The sequence below is a fragment of the Planktothrix agardhii genome (genome assembly GCF_904830935.1).
Classification (GTDB): domain Bacteria; phylum Cyanobacteriota; class Cyanobacteriia; order Cyanobacteriales; family Microcoleaceae; genus Planktothrix; species Planktothrix agardhii.
Window position 1 is genome coordinate 2772715 of sequence record NZ_LR882952.1, and the last position, 20804, is coordinate 2793518.

Below are 20804 nucleotides of genomic sequence, written 5' to 3' on the forward strand. Positions count from 1 at the left end.
TAACCTACCCAAACCAACTATGAACCCGATTATTTTTTGTGACTTCGATGGAACTATTACCGCAGAAGAAACTTTTGTAGCCATGTTAAAAGAATTTGCCCCAGAAAAGGCTGGGGAAATTATACCCTTATTGTATAGCCAGGAAATGACATTACGAGAAGGAGTTAGAACCATGTTAGAATCAATTCCATCCCGTTGTTATCCTGAAATTATAGAATTTTCTCGAACCAAAACAATACGACCCGGATTTGTGGAATTTCTGGATTTTCTGAATACCCAAAAAGTTCCTTTTATCCTGGTTTCAGGAGGGGTTAGGGTGATGGTAGAAACGGTTTTAGGAGATTTAAGTCAAAAAATTAATGGGATGTATGCCGTTGATTTAGACCCCTCAGAGGAGTATTTTCAGGTTAATTCCGAGTTTGAAGCCGATACAGAATTAGTCGCAAAAGTCAAGGTTATGGAACGCTATTCCCAGGCTGAAAAAATTGCCATTGGAGATTCGATTACCGACTTAAATATGGCCTTAGCAGCCCCAATTGTTTTTGCTCGCGATCGCTTGGCAAAATATTTAGACGAATATCAAAAACCCTATATTAACTGGACAGATTTTTTTGATATTAGAGATCACCTATCTCAAAAATGGAAGATATAGTAGGGAACACCGGAACAGCCCCCCAAACCCCCCGTGTACGGGGGGCTAGGGGGGGAGGGAACAGGGGGAAAAGACTATTTACTGCATTCGTCCGTGTCCTAACCGTGAGTCGCATGACTGCTATATTATAAATTCATTCATTATTTTTAAACAGGAGAAAATCTTAAAATATGGCAAAATTTACTCGGATTCTTTCTTTAGATGGCGGTGGACTGCGGGGAATAATTTCCGCCGAAGTTTTAAAGTATGTCGAACAGAAATTACAGGATTTTACAGGAAACTTAGATGCCAGAATAGCAGATTATTTTGACTTAATTGCTGGAACTAGCGTCGGAGGAATTTTAACGGCTCTTTACCTTTGCCCCTATCTTGAAAATCCGCTCAGACCGCGATGTTCTGCTCAGGAAGTTTATGATTTTTTTCGGTATAAATCAAGTCAAATCTTTGATCCTATTTCTAAAAATTCCTTGCCCGTCTTGGGAGAATTATTTGATGAAAAATACTCCTATCACAAGTTTGATCAGATCATGGGTGATTTTTTTCAAGATCTTAAATTAAGCGAACTCCTGAAACCTTGCTTAATTACTTCCTATGAAATAGAAAAGCGAAAAAGTCAATTTTTCACCCAACATGATGCTATTTTAGATCCCAAAAATGATTATTTTATTAGAGATGTTTTACGAGCCACTTCCGCCGCCCCTACGTTATTTGAAGTAGCTCAAATTAAGGCAATGAATCAGGATGTTTATACCTGTATTGATGGAGGTGTTTTTGCGAATAATCCTGCTCTTTGTGCCTATGCAGAAGCTCGACATAAATTTAATCGTGACTTTAATCTCGATAATCGCTATGAGAAAGGCCCAACCGCTAAACAAATGGTGGTTTTATCTTTAGGTACAGGAGTGGTTAAAAAGAAATATCCCTATGAAGAAGCAAAAAATTGGGGAAAATTACAATGGCTTGAGCCTTTATTTGATATTATTATGACCGGGGGGGCGGAAACCGTTGACTATCAAATGCAACAAATCTTTGATACCACAGAACATCCTGAAAACTATTTGCGAATTAATACGGTTTTAGAAAGTCGTAAAACCTTAAAAATGGATGATTGCTCGGAAGCCAATTTGAACGAAATTGCTAAATTAGGGCAACAATTAACAGAAGAAAATCGTCAACGATTAGATCAGTGGATTCAACTGCTTTTACTTTAATCTTAATTTCAAATGTGTTTAGAGGTTCTTGTCAATTAAAAATCTTAGAAGATATTAACTTAGAACTAACCGCCGAACAGGTTTTTGCCTGGTTAAAAATAGGCAAATGATTAATTAAAATAAAACCGGAGGAGTCGGTTAGTGTAACCTTTGATAAATATAGCAATAAGCAGGTTAGTCTTTACAACTTCTTGATCTTCTTTGTGTCTTTGTGTCTTTGTGGTTAAATTAGTCAAGATACCTGTAAGTTGGGCAGGTTTAGAAAGGTTATTGGTGGGAAGATCATAGATTTTTACCGAACCTGCCCCTACAGACCATTATAGATTAGTGTAGATAAGTTTTTAAAGTAAAAACCCACCAATCATTCCCCCTAATAAAATAAAACCAATTCCCACATTATTCCGAAAAATTTTAGCATAAATAGGTTTAGGAAGATCGGGATTTAGCAGTTGATAATATTGCCTAGACCAGAGTATAATAGAAAGGATTAAAGTCAACCAATATTCCCAATGTAACTGAAGATTCCAGCCTAAAATTCCCAATAATATTCCCGTCCCTAAAAACAAAATTCCCACGGCATTCGCCGATTGATCTCCGAAAAAAATAGCACTAGAATTAATACCCAAACGTTGATCATCTTCCCGATCGCTCATGGCATAAACAGTATCAAATCCCAACGTCCATAATACCGTTGCTCCCCATAAAAACCAAGTAGATGTCTGTAAACTTCCCACGGCCGCCGTCCAACTAATTAATACGGCAAATCCCCAAGCAATTGATAATATTAATTGCGGTACAGGAAAGACCCGTTTTGCTAAAGGATAACCAATAATTACCGGAACTGCTGCTACCGATAAACCAAAACTCAAGGGGTTTAAATAAACCGCCAGTCCCGCCGCACAAGCAAAGGAAATCACCGCGATCACAATAGCGGTTTTTACCGTTAACGCCCGGGAAGCCAGGGGACGGGTACGGGTGCGTTCCACTTCTGGGTCAATATCCCTATCCCATAAATCATTCACCACACAGCCCGCCGCACTGGTGGCCAAAGTCCCAAAAACAATAATTAAAATTAAACTTAGGGGCGGTGTGCCATGGGTAGCTAGGAAAATTGCCCACAATGCCGGAATCATCAAAATCAGACGTCCGGCGGGTTTATCCCATCGCAATAGCCGAATAATCGTTTGCCAAGTGGGTTCGGGGGGATTAGATGGGGTCAGCATTGCAGGTTGAATCAAAAAAATTGAATTGAATCTTTACAATATTTTGTAACATAGATCCGCCCACAGTTTAAAATTAAAAGCAGTAGATTTTTAGAGACTGATTATGGTCACATCAATGCCTTTGGTGAGAGAATCTGAACCCACAGACGACCGAGATCGAATCCTAGCTGCCATTGATTTAGGCACGAATTCTTTACACATGGTTGTGGTGAAAGTTCAACCCCAACTGCCGACATTTACGATTATTGCCCGGGAAAAAGAAACTATTCGTTTGGGAGATTGTGAGGAAAAAGGCAATCTCAAACCAGATGTAATGGAACGAGCTATTGCTTGTTTAAAACGGTTTCAAGGTGTGGCTAAAACCTTTAACGCTGAACAAATTGTGGCGGTAGCTACCAGTGCCATTAGAGAAGCGCCCAATGGTCGAGAATTTATTAGCCGAGTCGCCGATGAACTGAACTTAGAAATTAGTTTAATTTCTGGTCAAGAAGAAGCCCGACGCATCTATTTAGGGGTGCTGTCGGCGATGGAATTAAATAATCAACCCCATATTATTATTGATATTGGTGGCGGTTCTACGGAACTAATTTTAGGTGATGGTTGGGAACCTCGATTTTTAAGTAGTACAAAAGTCGGTGCTGTTCGATTAAGCAAGGATTTTGTCCATAGTGATCCGATTAGTCGCACAGAATTTTTATATTTACAAGCCTATATTCGAGGCACATTAGAACGGGTTGTGGATGAATTATTTTCCCATTTACAACCGGGTGAAATTCCTCGTTTAGTCGGAACTTCTGGAACCATTGAAACCTTAGTAGGAATTAAAGCCAGAGAAAAATCAGGCATAGACCCGACTCGTTTAGGTGGCTATGAATTAACTTTAGAAGAATTACAGGAATTTGTCAATAGAATTCGCAAATTATCCTATCCAGAAAGATTACAAATACCGGGTATGGCTGACCGTCGGGCGGAGATTATTGTCGCCGGAGCTTTGATTTTACAAGAAGCCATGACCTTGTTAAATATTCAGTCTTTAAAAGTCTGTGAACGGAGTCTGAGGGAGGGGTTAGTGGTAGACTGGATGTTAACCCATGGGTTAATTGATGATCGTCTCCATTATGGCAGTTCTGTTAGAGAAAGAAGTGTTTTAACTATTGCTCAAAAATATCAAGTTGATTTAGAACATAGTCAACGAGTTGCTACTTTTGCTTTAAGTTTATTTGATCAGACTAAAGGATTATTACATAATTGGGGATTAGCAGAACGGGAGTTATTATGGGCGGCGAGTATTCTGCATAATTGTGGATTATATATTAGTCATTCCGCCCACCATAAACATTCCTATTATTTAATTCGCTATGGGGAGTTATTAGGATTTACGGAAACTGAAATTGATGCGATCGCAAATTTAGCCCGATACCATCGTAAGAGTAGTGCTAAAAAGAAACATGAAGCCTATCAAAATCTACCTCGAAGGTTTCGACAAGTAATTGACCAATTGCATCCTTTATTAAGGTTGTCAGTCGCCTTAGACCGACGCATGATTGGGGCTATTTCTCAGGTGGTTTGTGAATATAAACCCATGACGCGGGAATTTCATTTGAAGTTAAAACCAACCTATGCTAACGATGATTGTGCATTAGAATTGTGGAGCTTGAACTTAAAAAAAGAAGCCTTTGAAATCAACTATGGATTAAAGTTAGTGGCTAAATTAGAATCTAAAAATAATTCAAACCCCACATTCCCCCAGTAGAGACGTTGTATACAAAGTCTCTACTATTCTTATTCCCAGGTTTGTAATTCTGCTACCCAGTTATTCCAAAGGGTGATTAACTGTTCTCGACGGGTTTCAAAATTAGCGGCAATCCAGATTAAAATCACCCCTAAAATAAACACAATTATCCACTTGATAAAGGAATAAATCGAATTTAAAATAATCAGTTGATTCACAATATTAATTAAAAATATTGCGGTTCCAATATAGAGAAAAGCTCTAATTTTTAATCCCAACCCGACAAAAATTGTAGCTAAACTTAAAATTCCTGCTAGAATTCCAGTTCCTTGGAAATTACCCAGGGAAGTTCCACATAAAATACCCGTTCCCAAGACTCGCAACCCATGGCGTAAATCTCGATTTTGTTCTAATTTTAAACTCGGTTCAACTTGGGAAAAATAGAGCAATGAGCAGGATATGGGGAGAGTAAAAATAAATATATCATCTGTTGAGCCTAGCCAATTATAAAAGGTAAAACTAATTAAGGTTAAACTTAGGTAAGTTAACCGAATATTTTGGGTAAATTTTGCTAAAATAATATAAAATAGACTTCCAAAGATGGCTGATAAATACCAAGTTAACTGTTGTTCTGGTTGCAAAATAAAATGGGAACTAATAACGGTAATTACAGGGAGAATAATTGCTGCTCTTTTCCAAGGTCTAACTGGCCAGCCCCAAATATTCCAAGGAAGAATATAAAAGAAATAAGATAAAATTGAGACTAACGACCCCGACCAGGGAATCAAAAAGTTACTTATATCTAGTAAGTTTTGTAAATAAATTACTAAACCTGTTGTTTGGATTAAACCAACATAAACCCAAGTTTCTGCTGTGTATAAATATGAATTATAACGACCTTGGAATAGAGCATAACGAATTAATAATAAACTGGTTCCAATCGTTAAGAGAAGTTGGGAGTTAATAGGATTTGAAATCACTAAACCTAATAATATACTACTGATAAACCAATGTAGATGGGCAATAATTTTAATCTCAGATTCAGGAATCCGTAAATAAGCTATTAACCAAGGACTAAGAATGCGGTAGCCATACATTAAACTGGTTCCTAATGTGGCAAAAGCAATCCATTGTTCTGTTAAAGGTTGGGTATGAATTTGATAGAATAATATTTCATAGGTAGAAACAGAAATCCCCATCAGTCCTAAATAAACTAGAGGTTTAGCTTCAATATTTCTTCTGCCAATCCCAATTAAAATTAAGGCGAATGCTAAAGAGATTAATCCCGTCCAGTTAGCGGAGGTTTGAACTCGAAAAATAATAGCTAAAATCCCATAAATAATTGGAATAATTTGCCAAGGATTAGGCAATTTTTCAATTTGATAATGACGTTGCCACCAATCCCCGAATAGTTGGGTCGTTAGTCCTAAAATAATATTAGCAACGGCGAAACTAACTAAAGATTGATTGCTAGAAATCAATCTTTCAATAATAAGTAATTCTATCGCCCAAGCTAAACTATATAATATCCAAGGAGAGAATCCAGACTTAGCTATTTTCCGAGGGTTTGCTAAATCAAATCCTCGAAAACTTAGGGCTGCAATTAAAATAATTAGGGTAGAAATTAGGGTAAAATCTCTGGGGATTTTATACAATAAAACCCCAAATGAATTAAGGGTTATAATTGATAGTTCAAATCCTAACAAAGTAATAGCCCAACCATCAAATGCTCGTTGATAAAGTCTAACAATATTGGATTCAGTCACACCGTAACGGAATAACATAAAACGTAATACCCATAATCCTGCGATAGTTAAACTTAAAAATATTAACCATCCTTCCACTGTAACTAAATCCTTGACGGATAGGAATAAAAAAGCTAATCCTAAACCTACGGTAAAAACCGATGAAAATAGGGTTTTAATGATTTGAGTATTAACAACCATAAATACTGTTGTTAAGCCTAAACTCCATAAATTAATTTGAGGATTGAATAGGTTTAAAACCTGAACTAAACCACAGGCTATTATACTAATAATAACCGCTTTTTTTTGTTGAGATTCTCTGGTTTGTGTAGCCACATAAGTTAATCCTAGGGGTGTGATTAACCAAGCCATTATCGAGGAATGGGGCGTGGAAAATTCAAAGTTAGTCAAAAATAAAATATAACTGATTCCTGATAATAATATTCCCAGGTCTAAGGCATCTTTACGGATAATATTTGCCCCCGGACTATTGACCGTAAATAATAGAAATTCACCTACCATTAAGATTAATAAAATAATTGCCCAATCGTCTAGGGCTAAGTTAGGAAATTGCCAGTAAACCAGATTAGCAAAGGTGACTAACCCTAAAATATGGGTTGCCAAAACGACGATAGGTTTTAGGGGTTGACGACGACTGATAACAACTGCTAAAGTAATAGTTGAAGCTAATAGATTTAGCGATCGCAATGCCGGATTTGATAGAGACAAACAGGTTAAAAACGTAGCAAATAGTAAACTCAGAAAATCTCCAAAATGGGCTACCTTTCGTTGTGGACGGTGATAAATCCAATCGGTTATAACCACCATAAAAATCAAATAGGGAAACCATGTTAAACTCAGTAATGCCCAAGGAGAATCCTGAGAACTGGATATTTCTACCCCTACATTAATGGCAGTTTTCCTTAATTCTGGCGGAATTAAACGACCGACTAAAGCCACCATTGATAACCCAAAACCAAATATTGCCGCCAAATCTCGCTCTCGCCAATATTTTAATAAATGGCGACTGAAAATCCCGATACCAATTCCACTAACTAAAAATGCCTGCCAAGGTTGGATATAAACAGTTACTAACCAACCGAATAATAAAATAAAATAGCTAGAACGATGTAAAATTAATGAGGAAGAAATATAGAGAAATCCGGCAAAAATTCCCAAAGCTAATCCCAGTTGACTAATATCAACATTGACGACAAAAATCGCCCGACCGAAAAGCAGAGTTAAAAGATAAATAACAACAATTTTAAAATCAATTCTTGGGCTAGAAGTAGAAGAAGTCGGGGGAGGGTTGACAATGGTTAAAAATACCGTAATCATGATGCCCAAATAAATCGCAATTACGGGAAAACCGGGAATTTGCCATCCCCAGTTTAAATAACTTAATCCTAAATGATTGAATAGAGAACGGCGTTGGAATTGTCCTTGATTTCGATATAAAGTTACAGTTAAAATAGTTAGGGCTAGGGCAGCAATAGCAATAGTCAATAAACCCAAGGAATCTGACCACAACTTTAACCCATCCATTGCCCAAAAATTCAGAGGAATTAATAATAAAGTGACTAATTTTAAGGCTTCGGAAGTTACAGGGAAACGGGACTGTTGACTTCCCCATAAACTCGCTCCCCAAAAAGCAAAAGTATAGGCAAATAAAATTAAATATTGTCCAGTGGCGGGAAATTTTTCCCACTGACTTGCAGCCAAAACTCCAGAGGAAATAATAACTAAAAATAAGCCTAAAAACAATAGCCAGCGAACACTCAACTCAGCTTTTAATGATTCGACTAAATTAGTGGCAAAATTAGGCAATTGAAAAGCAGGTTGAGGGGATGTAGAAACAACAAGCTTTGGAGTTATTTTTTCTGCCAAAACCCGTTGATTATTCCCAGAATTAACCGTCTTTTTGGGTAGAGGGTCACTCAAATAAAGTTCACCAATTTGACGAACTTGTGCATCGGATAATAAACCCAAATTCAACCAAACTTCTAACCCCTCCAATAACCGGGGATTGCTGCTATCCGCCTGAATTAAAATGCGAATTAAAGGTTTAGACATGGGCAAAACCGGGTGTAGGGTATGGGAAAGAAAACCGGGTAGACTTTAATTTAAGCTATTTTTGTATTTTAAAGTATTTATTATGATATACTAAATTATAGGTATTGATTTAGTCTGCTATGTACCAAACTAATCCCCCACGTTCCCCGAAAGAAGTCCTACCGACGATGTATGACCTGAAAAGTGAAGACCCGGAGGAACCCGGTTTGCCAGACGAATTCCATGATTTACAACCCGAATTGTTGAGAATAACTTTCCGTCCGCCGAGTTATTCCCCCGACTCGGTTTTTGTTGCTAGTGACCTGAATTTGTATTACGACCCTCGCCATTTTAACTGGTATAAACGTCCCGATTGGTTTGCCGTAATTGGGGTTTCTCGGTTGTATGAACAACGGGATTTACGATTAAGTTATGTAACTTGGCAAGAAGGAGTAAATCCCTTTGTTATTGTTGAATTATTATCCCCAGGAACAGAAGCGGAAGATTTAGGTCAAACCCTACGGGAAATTAATCAACCTCCGACGAAATGGGAAGTCTATGAACAGGTTTTACGCATTCCTTATTATGTGGTTTTTAGCCGCTATACGAATCAACTGCGGGTGTTTCAAAATAGTGCTAGTCGTTATCATGAATTAACGGTTTCAGACTCCCGAATTTGGATGCCGGAATTAGAATTAGGTTTAGGATTATGGCAGGGATGTTATCAAGAAATTACCGGATGTTGGTTACGTTGGTATGATCAAAATCAGAACTGGATACCGACACCTACAGAACAAATAGAACAGGAACGTTTAAGGACAGAACAGGAACGTTTAAGGGCAGAACAGGAACGTTTAAGGACAGAACAGGAACGACAAAAAGTTGAACAATTAGAAGCTATATTGCAGCGTTATCGAGAACAATATGGCGATTTGCCCGAATAATTACGAATTACGAATTACGAATGAGTAAGCTATCAGTAATCAGTTAATTTATCAACAGTGAATGATTAACTCTTACACTGATAACTGATAACTGATAACTGATAACTGATAACTGATGGTTTGGGTTTGACGAATCAATATCAGAATCCGTTACGCGCCCAAACAACCATTGAAATTGAAAACGTAAATAGCACTAACAGCGAAACCCAGCCCAATGACACAATATCCATAGTGATGTATAAAAAAACGTTGCAAAATAACTCTACCCTAGATCATAACTTGAAATGACGCGATCGCATGAACCCTAACTCCTCCTCAAATTTTACGGCTACCGAACGGTTAGAATCCCTAAAGGGCGGTCTTCTGGCAGGTTTCTCTGTAGGACTCAGCCATCTTGTCCTGAGTGGTGTCAACCTGTGGCTTTGGGACGCCCCCGTTAATTTTCTATTTTCGACCCCCCTAGCTGGGTTTAGCGGGTTTTTATTTGGAGTCACCTATCGCTATATTATTCGCCGGGACGATAATCCCCAGTTAAAATTGGGGGGGATTTTTGCCTTTGGACTGGTACGCGCCCTCGCGGGAATGGAAATTCAACTTAATACCCCAACCTCCCTCGAACAAATAGCCCGGTTTGGGGGAGAAAGTTTATTATTATTTGGAATAGCCGGATTGATTTTAGATATAGCCTTACAAAAAGCTTGGGTTAAACCTTTTAATTAATCTTAAACCAAAATTCCCTCTGCAACTTTAATCACATTTCCCCCGACTTCCACTTGAATTAAATCTCCTATTTTTTCAGCTTTTAACAAAAGTAAAGAAGGACGATTAATTTCATATCCTTGTTCTACCCTAATATTAACTTGATCGGAACCAAAGTAACGATAGTGTGACAAATATCCAGCCAAACAACCATTAGCACTTCCAGTTGCCGGGTCTTCCGTAATTCCTAAAGCGGGTGCGAACATTCTAGCACATAACTGATTTTCGGGATGATGGGTTTCAGGACAAAATATAAAAATTTCCTTAGCCATTGTTCTTTTAATTAACTCAGTATAATATTCCAAATTAACCTTAGCTTTTCTTAATGCAGATTGAGTTTTTAAGGGTACAATAATAAACGGAATCCCCGTAGAAACCTCTTGAATCGGATAATCAGGATCAAAATCAGAGAGTTCTAAATTAAGAACAGGCGCTAATAGTTTATGATCATAAATATGAGTAAATTCGGGAGAATTTTGTCGCATCCAGAGTATTTTTTTTCCTGATTCTTCAGGTTTCCAATTCACCGGAATTTGACCCACAGCTAAATTTAAAATCACCTGAATAACATCAGTTTTAATTATTTCCTCAGAAATTATATAAGCAGTTCCCAAGGTAGGATGACCCGCAAAAGGTAATTCCCGTTTAGGGGTAAAAATTCGCACGGGATAACCGCCATTATCCGGTTCAGAATCACAAATAAATGTGGTTTCTGAATAGTTCATTTCTTGGGCAATTTTGAGCATTTCTTCATCGGATAACGACTCAACTCCGTCACCCCAAATTACCGCTAATTGATTTCCAGTATATTTGATTTCCGCAAAAACATCAACAATGGAGAATTTTATAGAATCTATCATTTTTGTTACAAAGTTTAATCTTAATTTTTTTTACTGTTAACGGGGATGGGCGAGAAAACCTCGCCCCTACAGTTGATCACTGATTATCTTTCATTCCAACTTTTTTCCGCATCTGCGATCGCTTGATCAACAGTTTTTTGATTCAACATTGCAGCTTGTAGATTATCATAAATAATTTTTTGCAACTGTTTAATATCTTTTTTAGGGGGAATCAAAACCTGAGCATTTTTGAGTTCTTGTGCACTAATTAAACGGGCTTGATCTGCCACGGTTGAATTAGCAGGAAGGGTGGTAAAATGACTATCTTTAAGAGCTTCTTGAATTGAAGGTAAAACATTAGCAGCTTTCGCAAATGCCAGTTGATTGGTACTATTAGTTACAAACAAAGCAAACTTTAAAGATTGTTCAGGAACATTCGTTGATTTAGGCATAACTAAATTCATTACCGCCACCGTAGTTTTCCTCTTATCTCCAGTAATTTGAGGCGCGGGAACAGACACTTGAGCTACCGTGGGGGCATTTTGACTAATAGCTTTTAAAAACTGTGGCCCCGAAGCTAATAAAGCTATTTCTCCCGCCTGATATAATTCAATTGCTCGGCGATGTCCTTGGGTCAAAACCTCTTTAGGAAGTAAATCTTTTTGATATAAACTAACCCAATATTCAAAAGCAGCTTTACCTTCAGGAGTATTAAAAGCCGCCTTGCCATTTTTATCCAGTAATACCACACCCATCTGTACCAAAGATTGTAAAACCTGGGCAGAATCTTCCGGCACAAAAGACATGAAAAACGCATATTTTCCCGTTTTTTCCTTGACTTTTTCTGCGACTTGTGCTAATTCTGTATAGGTTTTGGGCGGTTGATTTATTCCCGCTTGTTGGAGTAATTGTTGGTTATAAATAGTAATTTGAGTGGTTAAATACCAAGGAATCCCAAAGGTAACAGTTTCGCATTTATCGTTCGGACAAACTTCTATTTTATTCGCTTGCCAAATATTGGGTAAATATTGAGCTTGAACCGTTTCAGGAACCATTTCATTGAGATTTAACCAAGCATTTCGTCCTGCTAATAAAGCCGCAAAATCAGGATTTAAGTTAATCACATCGGCGGCAGTTTTAGCCGCAACCGCAGCTAATACTTTACTTTCCATCGCCGACCAAGGAATATCAACCCACTTCACTTTTAACCCTGGATTTTCGGTTTCAAAATTGGCAATGAGTTGATTAAAATAATCCGTAAATTGTGGTTGGAGTTGCATTGTCCAAAATTCAATTTCTTGCTTCCCGTTTTGAGAGGTTGGGGAAGAGGTGGAGCAACTGACACCCCAGCTTAAAAATAAACCCAAAACGAATAACAAACCCAACCGTTTCCAAAATTTTAATTGTTTCATTTGATTTAAAAATTAACGAATCGAGGTGAATTTTATTCCCTCAATTAGTATAAAACACTTGAATTGTTTTTTTGATGTTGCTCGTTGACATGGGGTAACTCTCAAATGTTACACAAGCTGAACAACGGGATGATCCGTTGGAGAGATGATCACCATCGCCTAAAATGCCTATGCAGCAAGCGATCCCGCCTTTATGTCAAGATTCCCTGACATTCTCTTGACACCCTAGTTTACGGGGTATATTATGAAACTGTCAAAAAAAAGAAATACTGTTACCATCAACACCAGAAACATTATTTCCATAAGTGAAATAACTTGTAGGTGCTGGATTACAGGTTTTTCTTTCAGCTATGCAGAACTCAACCTGCCCCAACCCGTGTTGTGCCTTTTGTGTCTACTTAATACCTCAACTATTGCTACCATCTATGTCTCTACGTCATTTTTTCATTGCTTCTAGCTTAATTCTTGCGCCCATCACCACCCTCGGTTTTGGGTCTGCTGCCTTTGCTGGTACAGACAGTACTAATATTATTATTGGTGGTACTGTTGATCCTGTTATTGATATTGAGGCAACAGCAACCGCCGCTGCTCAACAGTTACCTTTGTCTACACCAGGGCAACGGACTGTCAAAATTGCTGACCTTACTCTTAATAGTAACAATTATTCTGGTGTAACGGTAACTGCAACCTCGACAAATAACGGTCGGTTGGTTGATAGTAATAATCCTGATATTTTTGTTTCATACGAAATTGACCTAACTGGTGACGGTGGTGCACCCGGTGATTTTCGTCCCTTAAGTACTTTCAGCCAGATCGTGTCGAGTCCTCAGACAGATTTATACATTCTGGTTACCAACCCAAGTTTACCAAAACAAGGTAACTACAGTGATACTATAACCATAACAGTAGCTGATAATTAAGCTTTTCACTGATTTTAGGTTTTAGTTTTAGCCTGTTTTAAAGCAATCGGGTTTCTTATAGTGATGCGTATTCATCAAAGTCGCATTAACTATTCCAGAAATCCGGTTTCTGTTTCAGTTTTCGGGCTTTTCTCTCAAACTATATTCTGATTTGAACAACACATCTCTGCCAAAACAGGGAACTTACAGTGATGTCCTAACCCTGATGGTGACTGATAACGAATACTGTCAGCTGATCAACAGATGCTTGTATCCCGATAGACTAATATTAGCTATCAGGCAAACTCAAAGAAGCAAAAATCCCTACCGTTATGATCTTTGATTTAATGGTGGAAGTGTGGATTCGGAGCATTGATCATGTTTTCATATCGTTTTTTGATTTCTATCAGCTTAATTCTTAATCCTCTGGTGCTCCTTTTTGGTTTTCAATTAGCCGCCTTTGCGGGTACGGAAACAACTAGCATTAGTATTAGTGGCGCTGTTCCCTCAAGGGTTCAGATTTCCTCACCAACAACCATGCCTGTCAGTAATAACTTGCCTTTGGGTCATCTCGGTCAACAGGTTATTAAAGTTGCTGAACTTCAAATTGTAAGCAACAATCCCAATTCGACTGGTGTCACAATAAATGCAAGTTCAGAAAATAGCGGTTCTTTATTTTCAGGTCATGGAAATCCTCCTATTCCATATCTAATTACTGTCACTGATAGCCAGACTCAACCCAGGAATTTTTATAATATTAAGAATTTCAGTTCGCCCCAAACATCAGGCTTTAATGCCGACGGTGTAAAGTCGGTAGATGTATATATTCGATTCAATCAAACAGCTATACCCAAGTCGGGTAACTACTCTGATGTGATCACTTTGACAGTATCCGATAATTAATCAAGGTCTTATCTATTAATCCTACTGTATTTGATCGTCGTTAAATCATGAAACTTTCAATTCGACACTTTTTTAGTTTTATTTTATTTGTAATATTAAGTGGGATTTCACCCGCATTAGCCTTCAAATTAGATCCGATTTCTAGGGTATTTGAACCAGCAGGAGCAGGTGCAACCCAGTCCTATCAAGTTATTAATGATAGTGCAGAACAAATCGCCGTTGAACTTTCAATGGTCGAGCGAAAAATTAGCTTAGACGGTGAAGAAACCACCGAAAGTGCTGATGATGATTTTTTAGTTTATCCATCCCAAATGATATTACCACCCCAAGGTGTACAATCTGTACGGGTGACGTGGTTAGGAAATCCCAACCCAGAAAAAGAACTCGCTTATCGCCTTGTTGCTGAACAATTACCGATTAATCTCGAAAAACCAGAAGCATCACAACCTGAAACAATAACAGGCGGAATCAAGATGATGTTTCGTTATATGGGATCAGTTTATATTCGCCCCAAAAATGCCGAATCAAATGTTGTCCTGAATAGCATCTCTCACGAAAAAGGAACAGATGGTAACGATCTCTTAGTCGTTACTTTTGATAACCAAGGAACTCGTCGTGCTGTCTTATCAGAATTAAATTTAAACCTAACCAGTCAAGGAAATCAATTGACTTTGAAACCAGAACAATTAGAAGGAATTAATAATGGAGTTATTTTAGCAGGAAATAAACGGAAATTTACGATTCCTTGGCCCCAACAATTACCCATCGGTGAAGTCACAGGAACATTTACATTTAAAGATGTTGAATAATCAAGCTAAGATGCTCTAAAATAGCCTTCTTAGAAAAGATTTAATCATCTCAGGTTAATAGAAATTAAAGATCTAGCAAGTCTACATCAATTCATTGAGACTTGCTATCGCAAAACTGGTTTCTGGATGAAACTAAAAATCAAGCCTAATTATTTACAATTACTGTTGTTTTTAGGGTTTAGTTCAATTCTATTTAATCCTTTACCAACTTTAGGGCAAGATTCACCTTCTCCATCCCCCACTTTAGCTCCTGAAACTCAAAACCCAGACCCGACATTTGAGGAGATTTTTGGCAAGCCGCGTAACCAAGCACAGAAGGTCATCGTACCCTTTTTTATTGATGGACAAAAAAGAGGAGAGGTATTACTAACCCTGGGAAATATATCCGAAGTTCAAATTCAAGCCGCACCTTTATTAACAGAAACAGAAAAGGTGATTCGTCCAGATACCCAAACTAAACTAACCAATGCAGTTGATATTGAAGGGAATCTCAGCTTAGAAATTTTACGACAAAATGGCTTAGAAGCAACTTTTGATCGCTCTAAATTAGAACTACAAATTCAAGTTCCACCGACTCAAAAACGCACCAATGTTGCCAGTTTAACCGAACGCAGATTACCCCCTGGTGCTGAAAATGCAATCCGTCCTAGTACATTCAGTGGTTATGTTAATTTTCGTGCTGATCAAGACTATATTTGGTGGGGTTCAGAACAAACCAAAATCGGACGTCAACCCCTCAGTTTTGGCTTAGATGGGGCTTTGAATTATAAAAATTGGGTGTTTGAGGGACGCAGCGATTTTACCGAAGGTCGAGAACCTGCTTTTATCCGAGGAGATTTGCGACTGGTTCGGGATGCACCCGATCAAGCTTTACGGTATGTGATCGGTGATCTTTCAATTCCGGTTACAGGTTATCAAAATAGTCAATCTCAAATCGGAATTTCTGTCGCTAGAAATTTTAGTTTACAACCCCATATTGTTACTCGACCGATTAGTCAATATGAATTTTTATTAGAAAGTGATTCGAGAGTTGATGTATTAGTAAATGGTCGATTAGAACGAACCTTACAGTTACCCGCCGGACGGCAAGATATTCGTGATTTGCCTCTGAGTACAGGAACAAATGATGTAGAATTAGTGATTACAGATAATCTTGGTCGGGTACAAAGACTGAATTTTTATCATCCAGTTGGAGCCGATTTATTAGCACCCGGAGTTCAACAATTTGCCTATAGTTTGGGTTTTCCAACTACCGATAGTTCAGGCGATCGCAATTATGATTTTACTGAACCAATTTTAACGTTATCCCACCGTTTAGGGGTTAGTAATCGCTTAACCGCAGGTAGTTATTTACAAGCTAATTTTGATCAGCAAATTATCGGTTTAGAAGGAAGTTGGGCAACTCGTTACGGGAATTTGGGCTGGGATATGGCCCTCAGTCACGAACCCGAATTAGGAATTGATTATGCAGCGCGGTTGCGTTATGAATATTCAAAATTGGGTGTTAATAATCCGTCTCAACGTTCCTTTCGATTAACCCTAGAAACCAGAGGAGAAAATTTTAGTCGAGTCGGAGAAGACAACCCCAATAATGATTTTTTTTACGATATTACGGCAAATTATAGCCAACAATTATTCTGGAAAATCAGAGGAAATCTCAGCACCCGATATAAATTCGGGCGAGACACTCCCAATACTTATAGCCTCAGCTTAGGTCTTTCTAAATCCTTCCGAAATGGCTTAAATATGAGGTTAAACCTCAGTCAAAATCGTGATCAAAACGGTTTTGAGCAACAACGTGCTTTTATCAATTTATCCTGGTCAATTCCCAAAATTCGTCAATCAATACAAGTTTCATCAGATGTTAATAATAATGGACAATATAAGAATAGTTTAAACTGGAGTTATAACCCCTTACGAACCATTGGAAGACCCAAAATGTCCCTGGGTTTAACTCAAAATGACCGAAGTTATAATTTGACCGGACGGTTATCTTATACCGGCTATTACTTCAATTGGGATTTATCCAATGATGCGGTTTTTACCGTCGATGGAGATGGTGGGATCGCAAATACCAGTAAACTCAGTTTTGCTACCGCCTTGGTGTTTGCAGACGGTCAGTTTGGCTGGTCACGTCCGATTAATAATAGTTTTGCTATCGTCGTTCCCAAAGACAGTGTTAGAGATCAAGAAATTGTAATTAATCCCAGTTTAAATGGTGATACAGCCCGCATTGATCGTTTTGGGTTTGCTGTTGTTCCTAATTTAGATCCTTATAACATTTCAAATCTGATTATTGATGCACCTAATTTACCTGCGGGAATGGATTTAGGGAATCGTAACATTACAATTTTACCCAGTTATCGAAGTGGGACATTAGTGAAAGTTGGAACAGATGCAACTGTATTTTTGCGAGGGATATTATTAAATGCTAATGGTGAACCCGTTTCATTACAATCAGGAGAAATTGTTTCTCTTTCTGATAGGAATTGGCAGCCTGTGACTCTGTTTACAAATCGATCAGGTAGATTTGCCACTGCTGGATTAAAACCAGGTCGCTATCAAATTAAATTATTTACCAACCCTCCAGCAGAAATGGAGTTTGAAATCCCCGCGAATGCAACCGGAATATATGATACCGGGACGCTTCAATTTCCTTAATCATTAATATCAGGTTGATTTGAAAGTGTTATCTTCACGAAAATTAACCCCGCGATTCAGCAGGATCAGGCTCATCATCTAGGGTTGAATGTTGTACCATAAATCTGTATCTTTATCCAGAATCGAGAATTTTAACGGTATCGGTACAGGTCAGCTAAAATACAGAATCAATCAATTAAACGACAACTATGGTTAGTTTATTACAAGGATTGTTCTCCAAGCGGAAGCCAGGAGTCGGAATTGAATTAGCCACAGAGCGAATTAATCTGGTGGAACTGCGGAAAAAAGGCAACCAATTAAAGTTAGTCACCTTAGCGACCACTCCGGTTCCCGAGGGCATTGTCCAAGATGGCCAAATTGTCGATACTCCAGCCATGGCGGAGTTAATTCAGTCCACTGTCACCGATAACAATATCAAAGCTAAGACCGTTGGTACATCCATCCCCGGACGGGAAGCCGTAACCCGGATTATTCCGGTTCCCGCCGAACTCAATGACGACGAACTCAAAGAATACATGAACGCCGAGTCGGGATTGTACCTCCCATTTCCCAGGGAAGAAGGAGACGTCGATTATCAAAAATTAGGGCGATTTGTAGATGAGGATGGCATCGAAAAAGTACAGGTTTTATTAGTCGCCACCCGCAAAGAAGTGACGGATACCTATGTAGAAACCTTTGCTCAAGCAGGTTTAAAAGTTACTGTATTAGAAGTTAGTAGTTTTTCTCTGATTCGTACCCTAAAACATCAACTTGAGCAGTTTTCCTCCACCGAAGCCGCGATTATTGCCGATATTCAATTTGATAGTACGGAATTGGCGATTGTTGTCAATGGCATTCCCCAGTTTAACCGCGCCATTCCTATTGGTCTGTTCCAAGTGCAAAGTGCCTTAAATAGTGCCATGAATTTACCTCCTACGAGGGATATCAGTGAATTACAGGCCATGACCCTTCCCGTGACTGATACAATGGGAGCATTAAACGATCCGAATCCCGGAACCAATGCCATCATTAAGGTTTTCGCCGAATTAGCCGATGAACTACGTCGCTCCGTTGACTTTTATATTAATCAAAGTGATGGCTTAGAAATGGCGCAGTTACTATTAACTGGCCCCGGGGCTGCGATTGGACAACTCGATGAGTTTTTCATGCAACGGTTGGCCATGCCTGCCACCCAAGTTGACCCGATTGAATCCCTCGCCCTTGCCTTTGAGCGGGAAATTCCCCCAGAACAACGTGCTAGTTTAGGAGTGGCATTAGGTTTAGGAATGCGAATGACCTAAATCGGGGATCACTCAGCCGTAAACCGTCAATCCCTTAACTGATTATGTATAACTTAGAGATCAACTTTTTGAATGATCGACCCGATCTATTAGAACGGGAAGTTCGACAACAGGTGAGTTACACCAAGAATATTGACCAGACTCCTATTTTAATCGGTGTTGGGGCGGCTGTAGTCCTAAATGCCATCATTGGCGGAGCTTGGTTGATTTTTGACCGACAAAATGCCGATTTACAAAAAGAACTCGATACCCTCGTTGCCACCTTGGGCACAAAAACATCGGAGGTACAAGCCTTAGATCAAATTAATGACCAAACCAAGCAAGCCAATCAGGAAGCCGACGCCCTGGCCACCGTATTTAATCAGATTAAACCCTGGTCAGCCCTCAGCCTGGAATTAGGACAACTGATGCAGGTCGCCGGGGTGAGAATTATTGATATTAAACAAACTGAACCCGAAATCATCCCAGTGGCAGCAGCCGCACCCCCACCCGCAGCAGCCTCCGCCGACGGTCAAGCGGCCGCCCCGCCCCCTCCACCAGATCCAGCAACCGCTAAATTAGAAATTTCAGGAGTGGCTAACTCTTTTACCCAAATTAATGACTTTATATTATTACTGAATCAATCCCCCTTTTTTAATGGGGAAAAAACCCGATTAATTTCGGCTAAATTAGAAGAGAATCCCACTCAACTTGTATCCAAACTCGCTGGTACGGACACGGGGAATCTTAAACCCCAGTTAGAATCGGTGGTCAAATATACGATTGAAACAAATCTCAGTCGAGCCAGCGCCTCCGAGTTGTTACCCGAGCTTCAAAGTAAAGGAGCTTTAGGATTAGTTAATCGGATTAAAACCCTTCAGGAAAAAGGAGTCATCAAGCAATGACCGTAGCCAATGAATTTATTCAAGATGTAGACGGCGAAGACAGTGGGCCAGTTATCTTTGGCATTGCCTTAACACCAAAAATCATGGGAATTGGTGCGGGAGTTGTTGGCGTCCTCGTAGCGGGTTTCTTAATTTATCAATTCGTGCTTCCCACCTTAACCATAGGCCAAACTCTGCGGGGAGATATTAAAACTAAACAAGACGAAATTGAGAAACAAGATCAACGTTTACGCGAAAAAGATAAGGCTAAAAAAGAATTAGCAGACGCTAAAATTCGTCGAGATACAGTTACAGCTTTATTTGCCGATGATGCTAGTTTAGAAACTCTGTTATTTGATATTAACGAACAGATTAATAAAATTAATGCTGGGATAATTGATGGTGACAAACTAGCCCAACTCACCCAGTTTAAACCGATTCTACCAGAAAAACCAGAAGACAGGGACGAGATTGTTAACGATAGTAGCCTAGGGGCAGATGTGAATGGCAAACTCAGAAGACGCAGATATGAGGTTGAATTTACAGGCAGTTTTGAGCAAACTCGCCAGTTTTTAGTTGCCTTGGAAAGACTACAACCCCTGTTAGTGGTTAGAGGCTTAAAATCCCAATTGGGGGATGCAACCTCCGTGATTGAGGGAGAATATCGACAAGGGAAATTTGTTCCCTCTGCGAATCAACCTCAAAGACGCCTAAAAAGCAATTTTGAATTACAGGTATTATTACCCTTGAGTCAAGAAGAAGTTAAAGCTGCGGCTGCCGCGGCTGCTGCTGAACCTCCTAAATAATTGGAATTTAGGCC

General features: G+C 38.9%; 17 protein-coding genes. 12 read left to right on the top strand and 5 right to left on the bottom strand.

The genetic code is table 11. From position 1 onward, the window contains the following. The first annotated feature begins 19 nt into the window (after positions 1–19). Together NMG88_RS13035 and NMG88_RS13040 are read left to right on the top strand one after the other, a co-directional pair. Positions 20–652 (top strand): HAD-IB family phosphatase, encoded by a 633-nt coding sequence (locus NMG88_RS13035; protein WP_026787902.1) that lies wholly within the window; start codon positions 20–22, stop codon positions 650–652. Positions 653–822: 170 nt separating this feature from the next. Then, entirely contained in the window at positions 823–1863 is a 1041-nt protein-coding gene (locus NMG88_RS13040; protein WP_227397647.1) for a patatin-like phospholipase family protein, read from the top strand. A 341-nt stretch (positions 1864–2204) separates the two neighbouring features. Here NMG88_RS13040 and NMG88_RS13045 read toward each other — a convergent pair whose 3' ends face one another. Then, entirely contained in the window at positions 2205–3086 is an 882-nt protein-coding gene (locus tag NMG88_RS13045) for a 4-hydroxybenzoate solanesyltransferase (protein ID WP_042154839.1), read from the bottom strand. A 103-nt stretch (positions 3087–3189) separates the two neighbouring features. Between NMG88_RS13045 and NMG88_RS13050 the strand changes: the two genes are divergently transcribed. Then, complete coding sequence (locus NMG88_RS13050; RefSeq protein ID WP_026798766.1) at positions 3190–4839, top strand: Ppx/GppA phosphatase family protein; 1650 nt, start codon at positions 3190–3192, stop codon at positions 4837–4839. A gap of 29 nt (positions 4840–4868) precedes the next feature. Here the strand turns inward: NMG88_RS13050 and NMG88_RS13055 are convergent, their stop codons facing one another. Then, complete coding sequence (locus NMG88_RS13055) at positions 4869–8636, bottom strand: hypothetical protein (protein WP_254035497.1); 3768 nt, start codon at positions 8634–8636, stop codon at positions 4869–4871. 119 nt (positions 8637–8755) lie between these two features. Between NMG88_RS13055 and NMG88_RS13060 the strand changes: the two genes are divergently transcribed. Further along, positions 8756–9559, top strand: a complete 804-nt coding sequence (locus NMG88_RS13060) for a Uma2 family endonuclease (RefSeq protein WP_235765873.1) — start codon at positions 8756–8758, stop codon at positions 9557–9559. A gap of 140 nt (positions 9560–9699) precedes the next feature. Here the strand turns inward: NMG88_RS13060 and petN are convergent, their stop codons facing one another. Then, positions 9700–9789: a cytochrome b6-f complex subunit PetN gene (gene petN, locus NMG88_RS22500; protein ID WP_071782645.1), complete on the bottom strand. Its 90-nt coding sequence runs from the start codon at positions 9787–9789 to the stop codon at positions 9700–9702. Between the two features lie 67 nt (positions 9790–9856). On the opposite strand from petN, the gene NMG88_RS13065 reads away from it, so the two are divergent. Next, a complete protein-coding gene (locus tag NMG88_RS13065; RefSeq protein WP_026795198.1) occupies positions 9857–10279 on the top strand; it encodes a hypothetical protein in 423 nt (140 codons plus the stop codon). A 2-nt stretch (positions 10280–10281) separates the two neighbouring features. On the opposite strand, the gene NMG88_RS13070 is transcribed toward NMG88_RS13065, so the two are convergent. Together NMG88_RS13070 and NMG88_RS13075 are read right to left on the bottom strand one after the other, a co-directional pair. Further along, a complete protein-coding gene (locus NMG88_RS13070; protein WP_227366462.1) occupies positions 10282–11166 on the bottom strand; it encodes a PhzF family phenazine biosynthesis protein in 885 nt (294 codons plus the stop codon). A gap of 95 nt (positions 11167–11261) precedes the next feature. Continuing rightward, the gene (locus tag NMG88_RS13075) at positions 11262–12569 is read right to left on the bottom strand and encodes an ABC transporter substrate-binding protein (protein ID WP_254035498.1); all 1308 of its coding nucleotides are present in this window, start codon (positions 12567–12569) and stop codon (positions 11262–11264) included. A 425-nt stretch (positions 12570–12994) separates the two neighbouring features. Between NMG88_RS13075 and NMG88_RS13080 the strand changes: the two genes are divergently transcribed. The 7 genes from NMG88_RS13080 (at position 12995) to NMG88_RS13110 (ending at position 20790) form a co-directional block, all read left to right on the top strand. After that, positions 12995–13489: a hypothetical protein gene (locus NMG88_RS13080; RefSeq protein WP_254035499.1), complete on the top strand. Its 495-nt coding sequence runs from the start codon at positions 12995–12997 to the stop codon at positions 13487–13489. A 357-nt stretch (positions 13490–13846) separates the two neighbouring features. Beyond that, a complete protein-coding gene (locus NMG88_RS13085; RefSeq protein ID WP_254035500.1) occupies positions 13847–14371 on the top strand; it encodes a hypothetical protein in 525 nt (174 codons plus the stop codon). Between the two features lie 47 nt (positions 14372–14418). Next, positions 14419–15180: a fimbrial biogenesis chaperone gene (locus NMG88_RS13090; protein WP_254033909.1), complete on the top strand. Its 762-nt coding sequence runs from the start codon at positions 14419–14421 to the stop codon at positions 15178–15180. 126 nt (positions 15181–15306) lie between these two features. After that, positions 15307–17841 carry a fimbria/pilus outer membrane usher protein gene (locus NMG88_RS13095; protein ID WP_254035501.1) on the top strand — a complete coding sequence of 845 codons (2535 nt, stop codon included), beginning with the start codon at positions 15307–15309 and terminating at the stop codon, positions 17839–17841. A gap of 188 nt (positions 17842–18029) precedes the next feature. Continuing rightward, the gene (gene pilM, locus NMG88_RS13100) at positions 18030–19121 is read left to right on the top strand and encodes a type IV pilus biogenesis protein PilM (protein ID WP_042154823.1); all 1092 of its coding nucleotides are present in this window, start codon (positions 18030–18032) and stop codon (positions 19119–19121) included. Positions 19122–19165: 44 nt separating this feature from the next. After that, the gene (locus NMG88_RS13105; protein WP_027249915.1) at positions 19166–20005 is read left to right on the top strand and encodes a PilN domain-containing protein; all 840 of its coding nucleotides are present in this window, start codon (positions 19166–19168) and stop codon (positions 20003–20005) included. Continuing rightward, positions 20002–20790, top strand: coding sequence for a pilus assembly protein PilO (locus NMG88_RS13110; RefSeq protein WP_042154821.1), 789 nt, complete (start codon positions 20002–20004; stop codon positions 20788–20790). Before NMG88_RS13105 ends, NMG88_RS13110 begins: the two co-directional genes overlap by 4 nt. Positions 20791–20804: the final 14 nt, after the last annotated feature.

What these genes read in the sequence shown, in the direction of transcription:
- NMG88_RS13035 (WP_026787902.1), top strand. Translation starts at nt 20, where the DNA reads ATGAACCCGATTATTTTTTGTGACTTCGATGGAACTATTACCGCAGAA.
- NMG88_RS13040 (WP_227397647.1), top strand. Translation starts at nt 823, where the DNA reads ATGGCAAAATTTACTCGGATTCTTTCTTTAGATGGCGGTGGACTGCGG.
- NMG88_RS13045 (WP_042154839.1), bottom strand. Translation starts at nt 3,086, where the DNA reads ATGCTGACCCCATCTAATCCCCCCGAACCCACTTGGCAAACGATTATT.
- NMG88_RS13050 (WP_026798766.1), top strand. Translation starts at nt 3,190, where the DNA reads ATGGTCACATCAATGCCTTTGGTGAGAGAATCTGAACCCACAGACGAC.
- NMG88_RS13055 (WP_254035497.1), bottom strand. Translation starts at nt 8,636, where the DNA reads ATGTCTAAACCTTTAATTCGCATTTTAATTCAGGCGGATAGCAGCAAT.
- NMG88_RS13060 (WP_235765873.1), top strand. Translation starts at nt 8,756, where the DNA reads ATGTACCAAACTAATCCCCCACGTTCCCCGAAAGAAGTCCTACCGACG.
- petN (WP_071782645.1), bottom strand. Translation starts at nt 9,789, where the DNA reads ATGGATATTGTGTCATTGGGCTGGGTTTCGCTGTTAGTGCTATTTACG.
- NMG88_RS13065 (WP_026795198.1), top strand. Translation starts at nt 9,857, where the DNA reads ATGAACCCTAACTCCTCCTCAAATTTTACGGCTACCGAACGGTTAGAA.
- NMG88_RS13075 (WP_254035498.1), bottom strand. Translation starts at nt 12,569, where the DNA reads ATGAAACAATTAAAATTTTGGAAACGGTTGGGTTTGTTATTCGTTTTG.
- NMG88_RS13080 (WP_254035499.1), top strand. Translation starts at nt 12,995, where the DNA reads ATGTCTCTACGTCATTTTTTCATTGCTTCTAGCTTAATTCTTGCGCCC.
- NMG88_RS13085 (WP_254035500.1), top strand. Translation starts at nt 13,847, where the DNA reads ATGTTTTCATATCGTTTTTTGATTTCTATCAGCTTAATTCTTAATCCT.
- NMG88_RS13090 (WP_254033909.1), top strand. Translation starts at nt 14,419, where the DNA reads ATGAAACTTTCAATTCGACACTTTTTTAGTTTTATTTTATTTGTAATA.
- NMG88_RS13095 (WP_254035501.1), top strand. Translation starts at nt 15,307, where the DNA reads ATGAAACTAAAAATCAAGCCTAATTATTTACAATTACTGTTGTTTTTA.
- pilM (WP_042154823.1), top strand. Translation starts at nt 18,030, where the DNA reads ATGGTTAGTTTATTACAAGGATTGTTCTCCAAGCGGAAGCCAGGAGTC.
- NMG88_RS13105 (WP_027249915.1), top strand. Translation starts at nt 19,166, where the DNA reads ATGTATAACTTAGAGATCAACTTTTTGAATGATCGACCCGATCTATTA.
- NMG88_RS13110 (WP_042154821.1), top strand. Translation starts at nt 20,002, where the DNA reads ATGACCGTAGCCAATGAATTTATTCAAGATGTAGACGGCGAAGACAGT.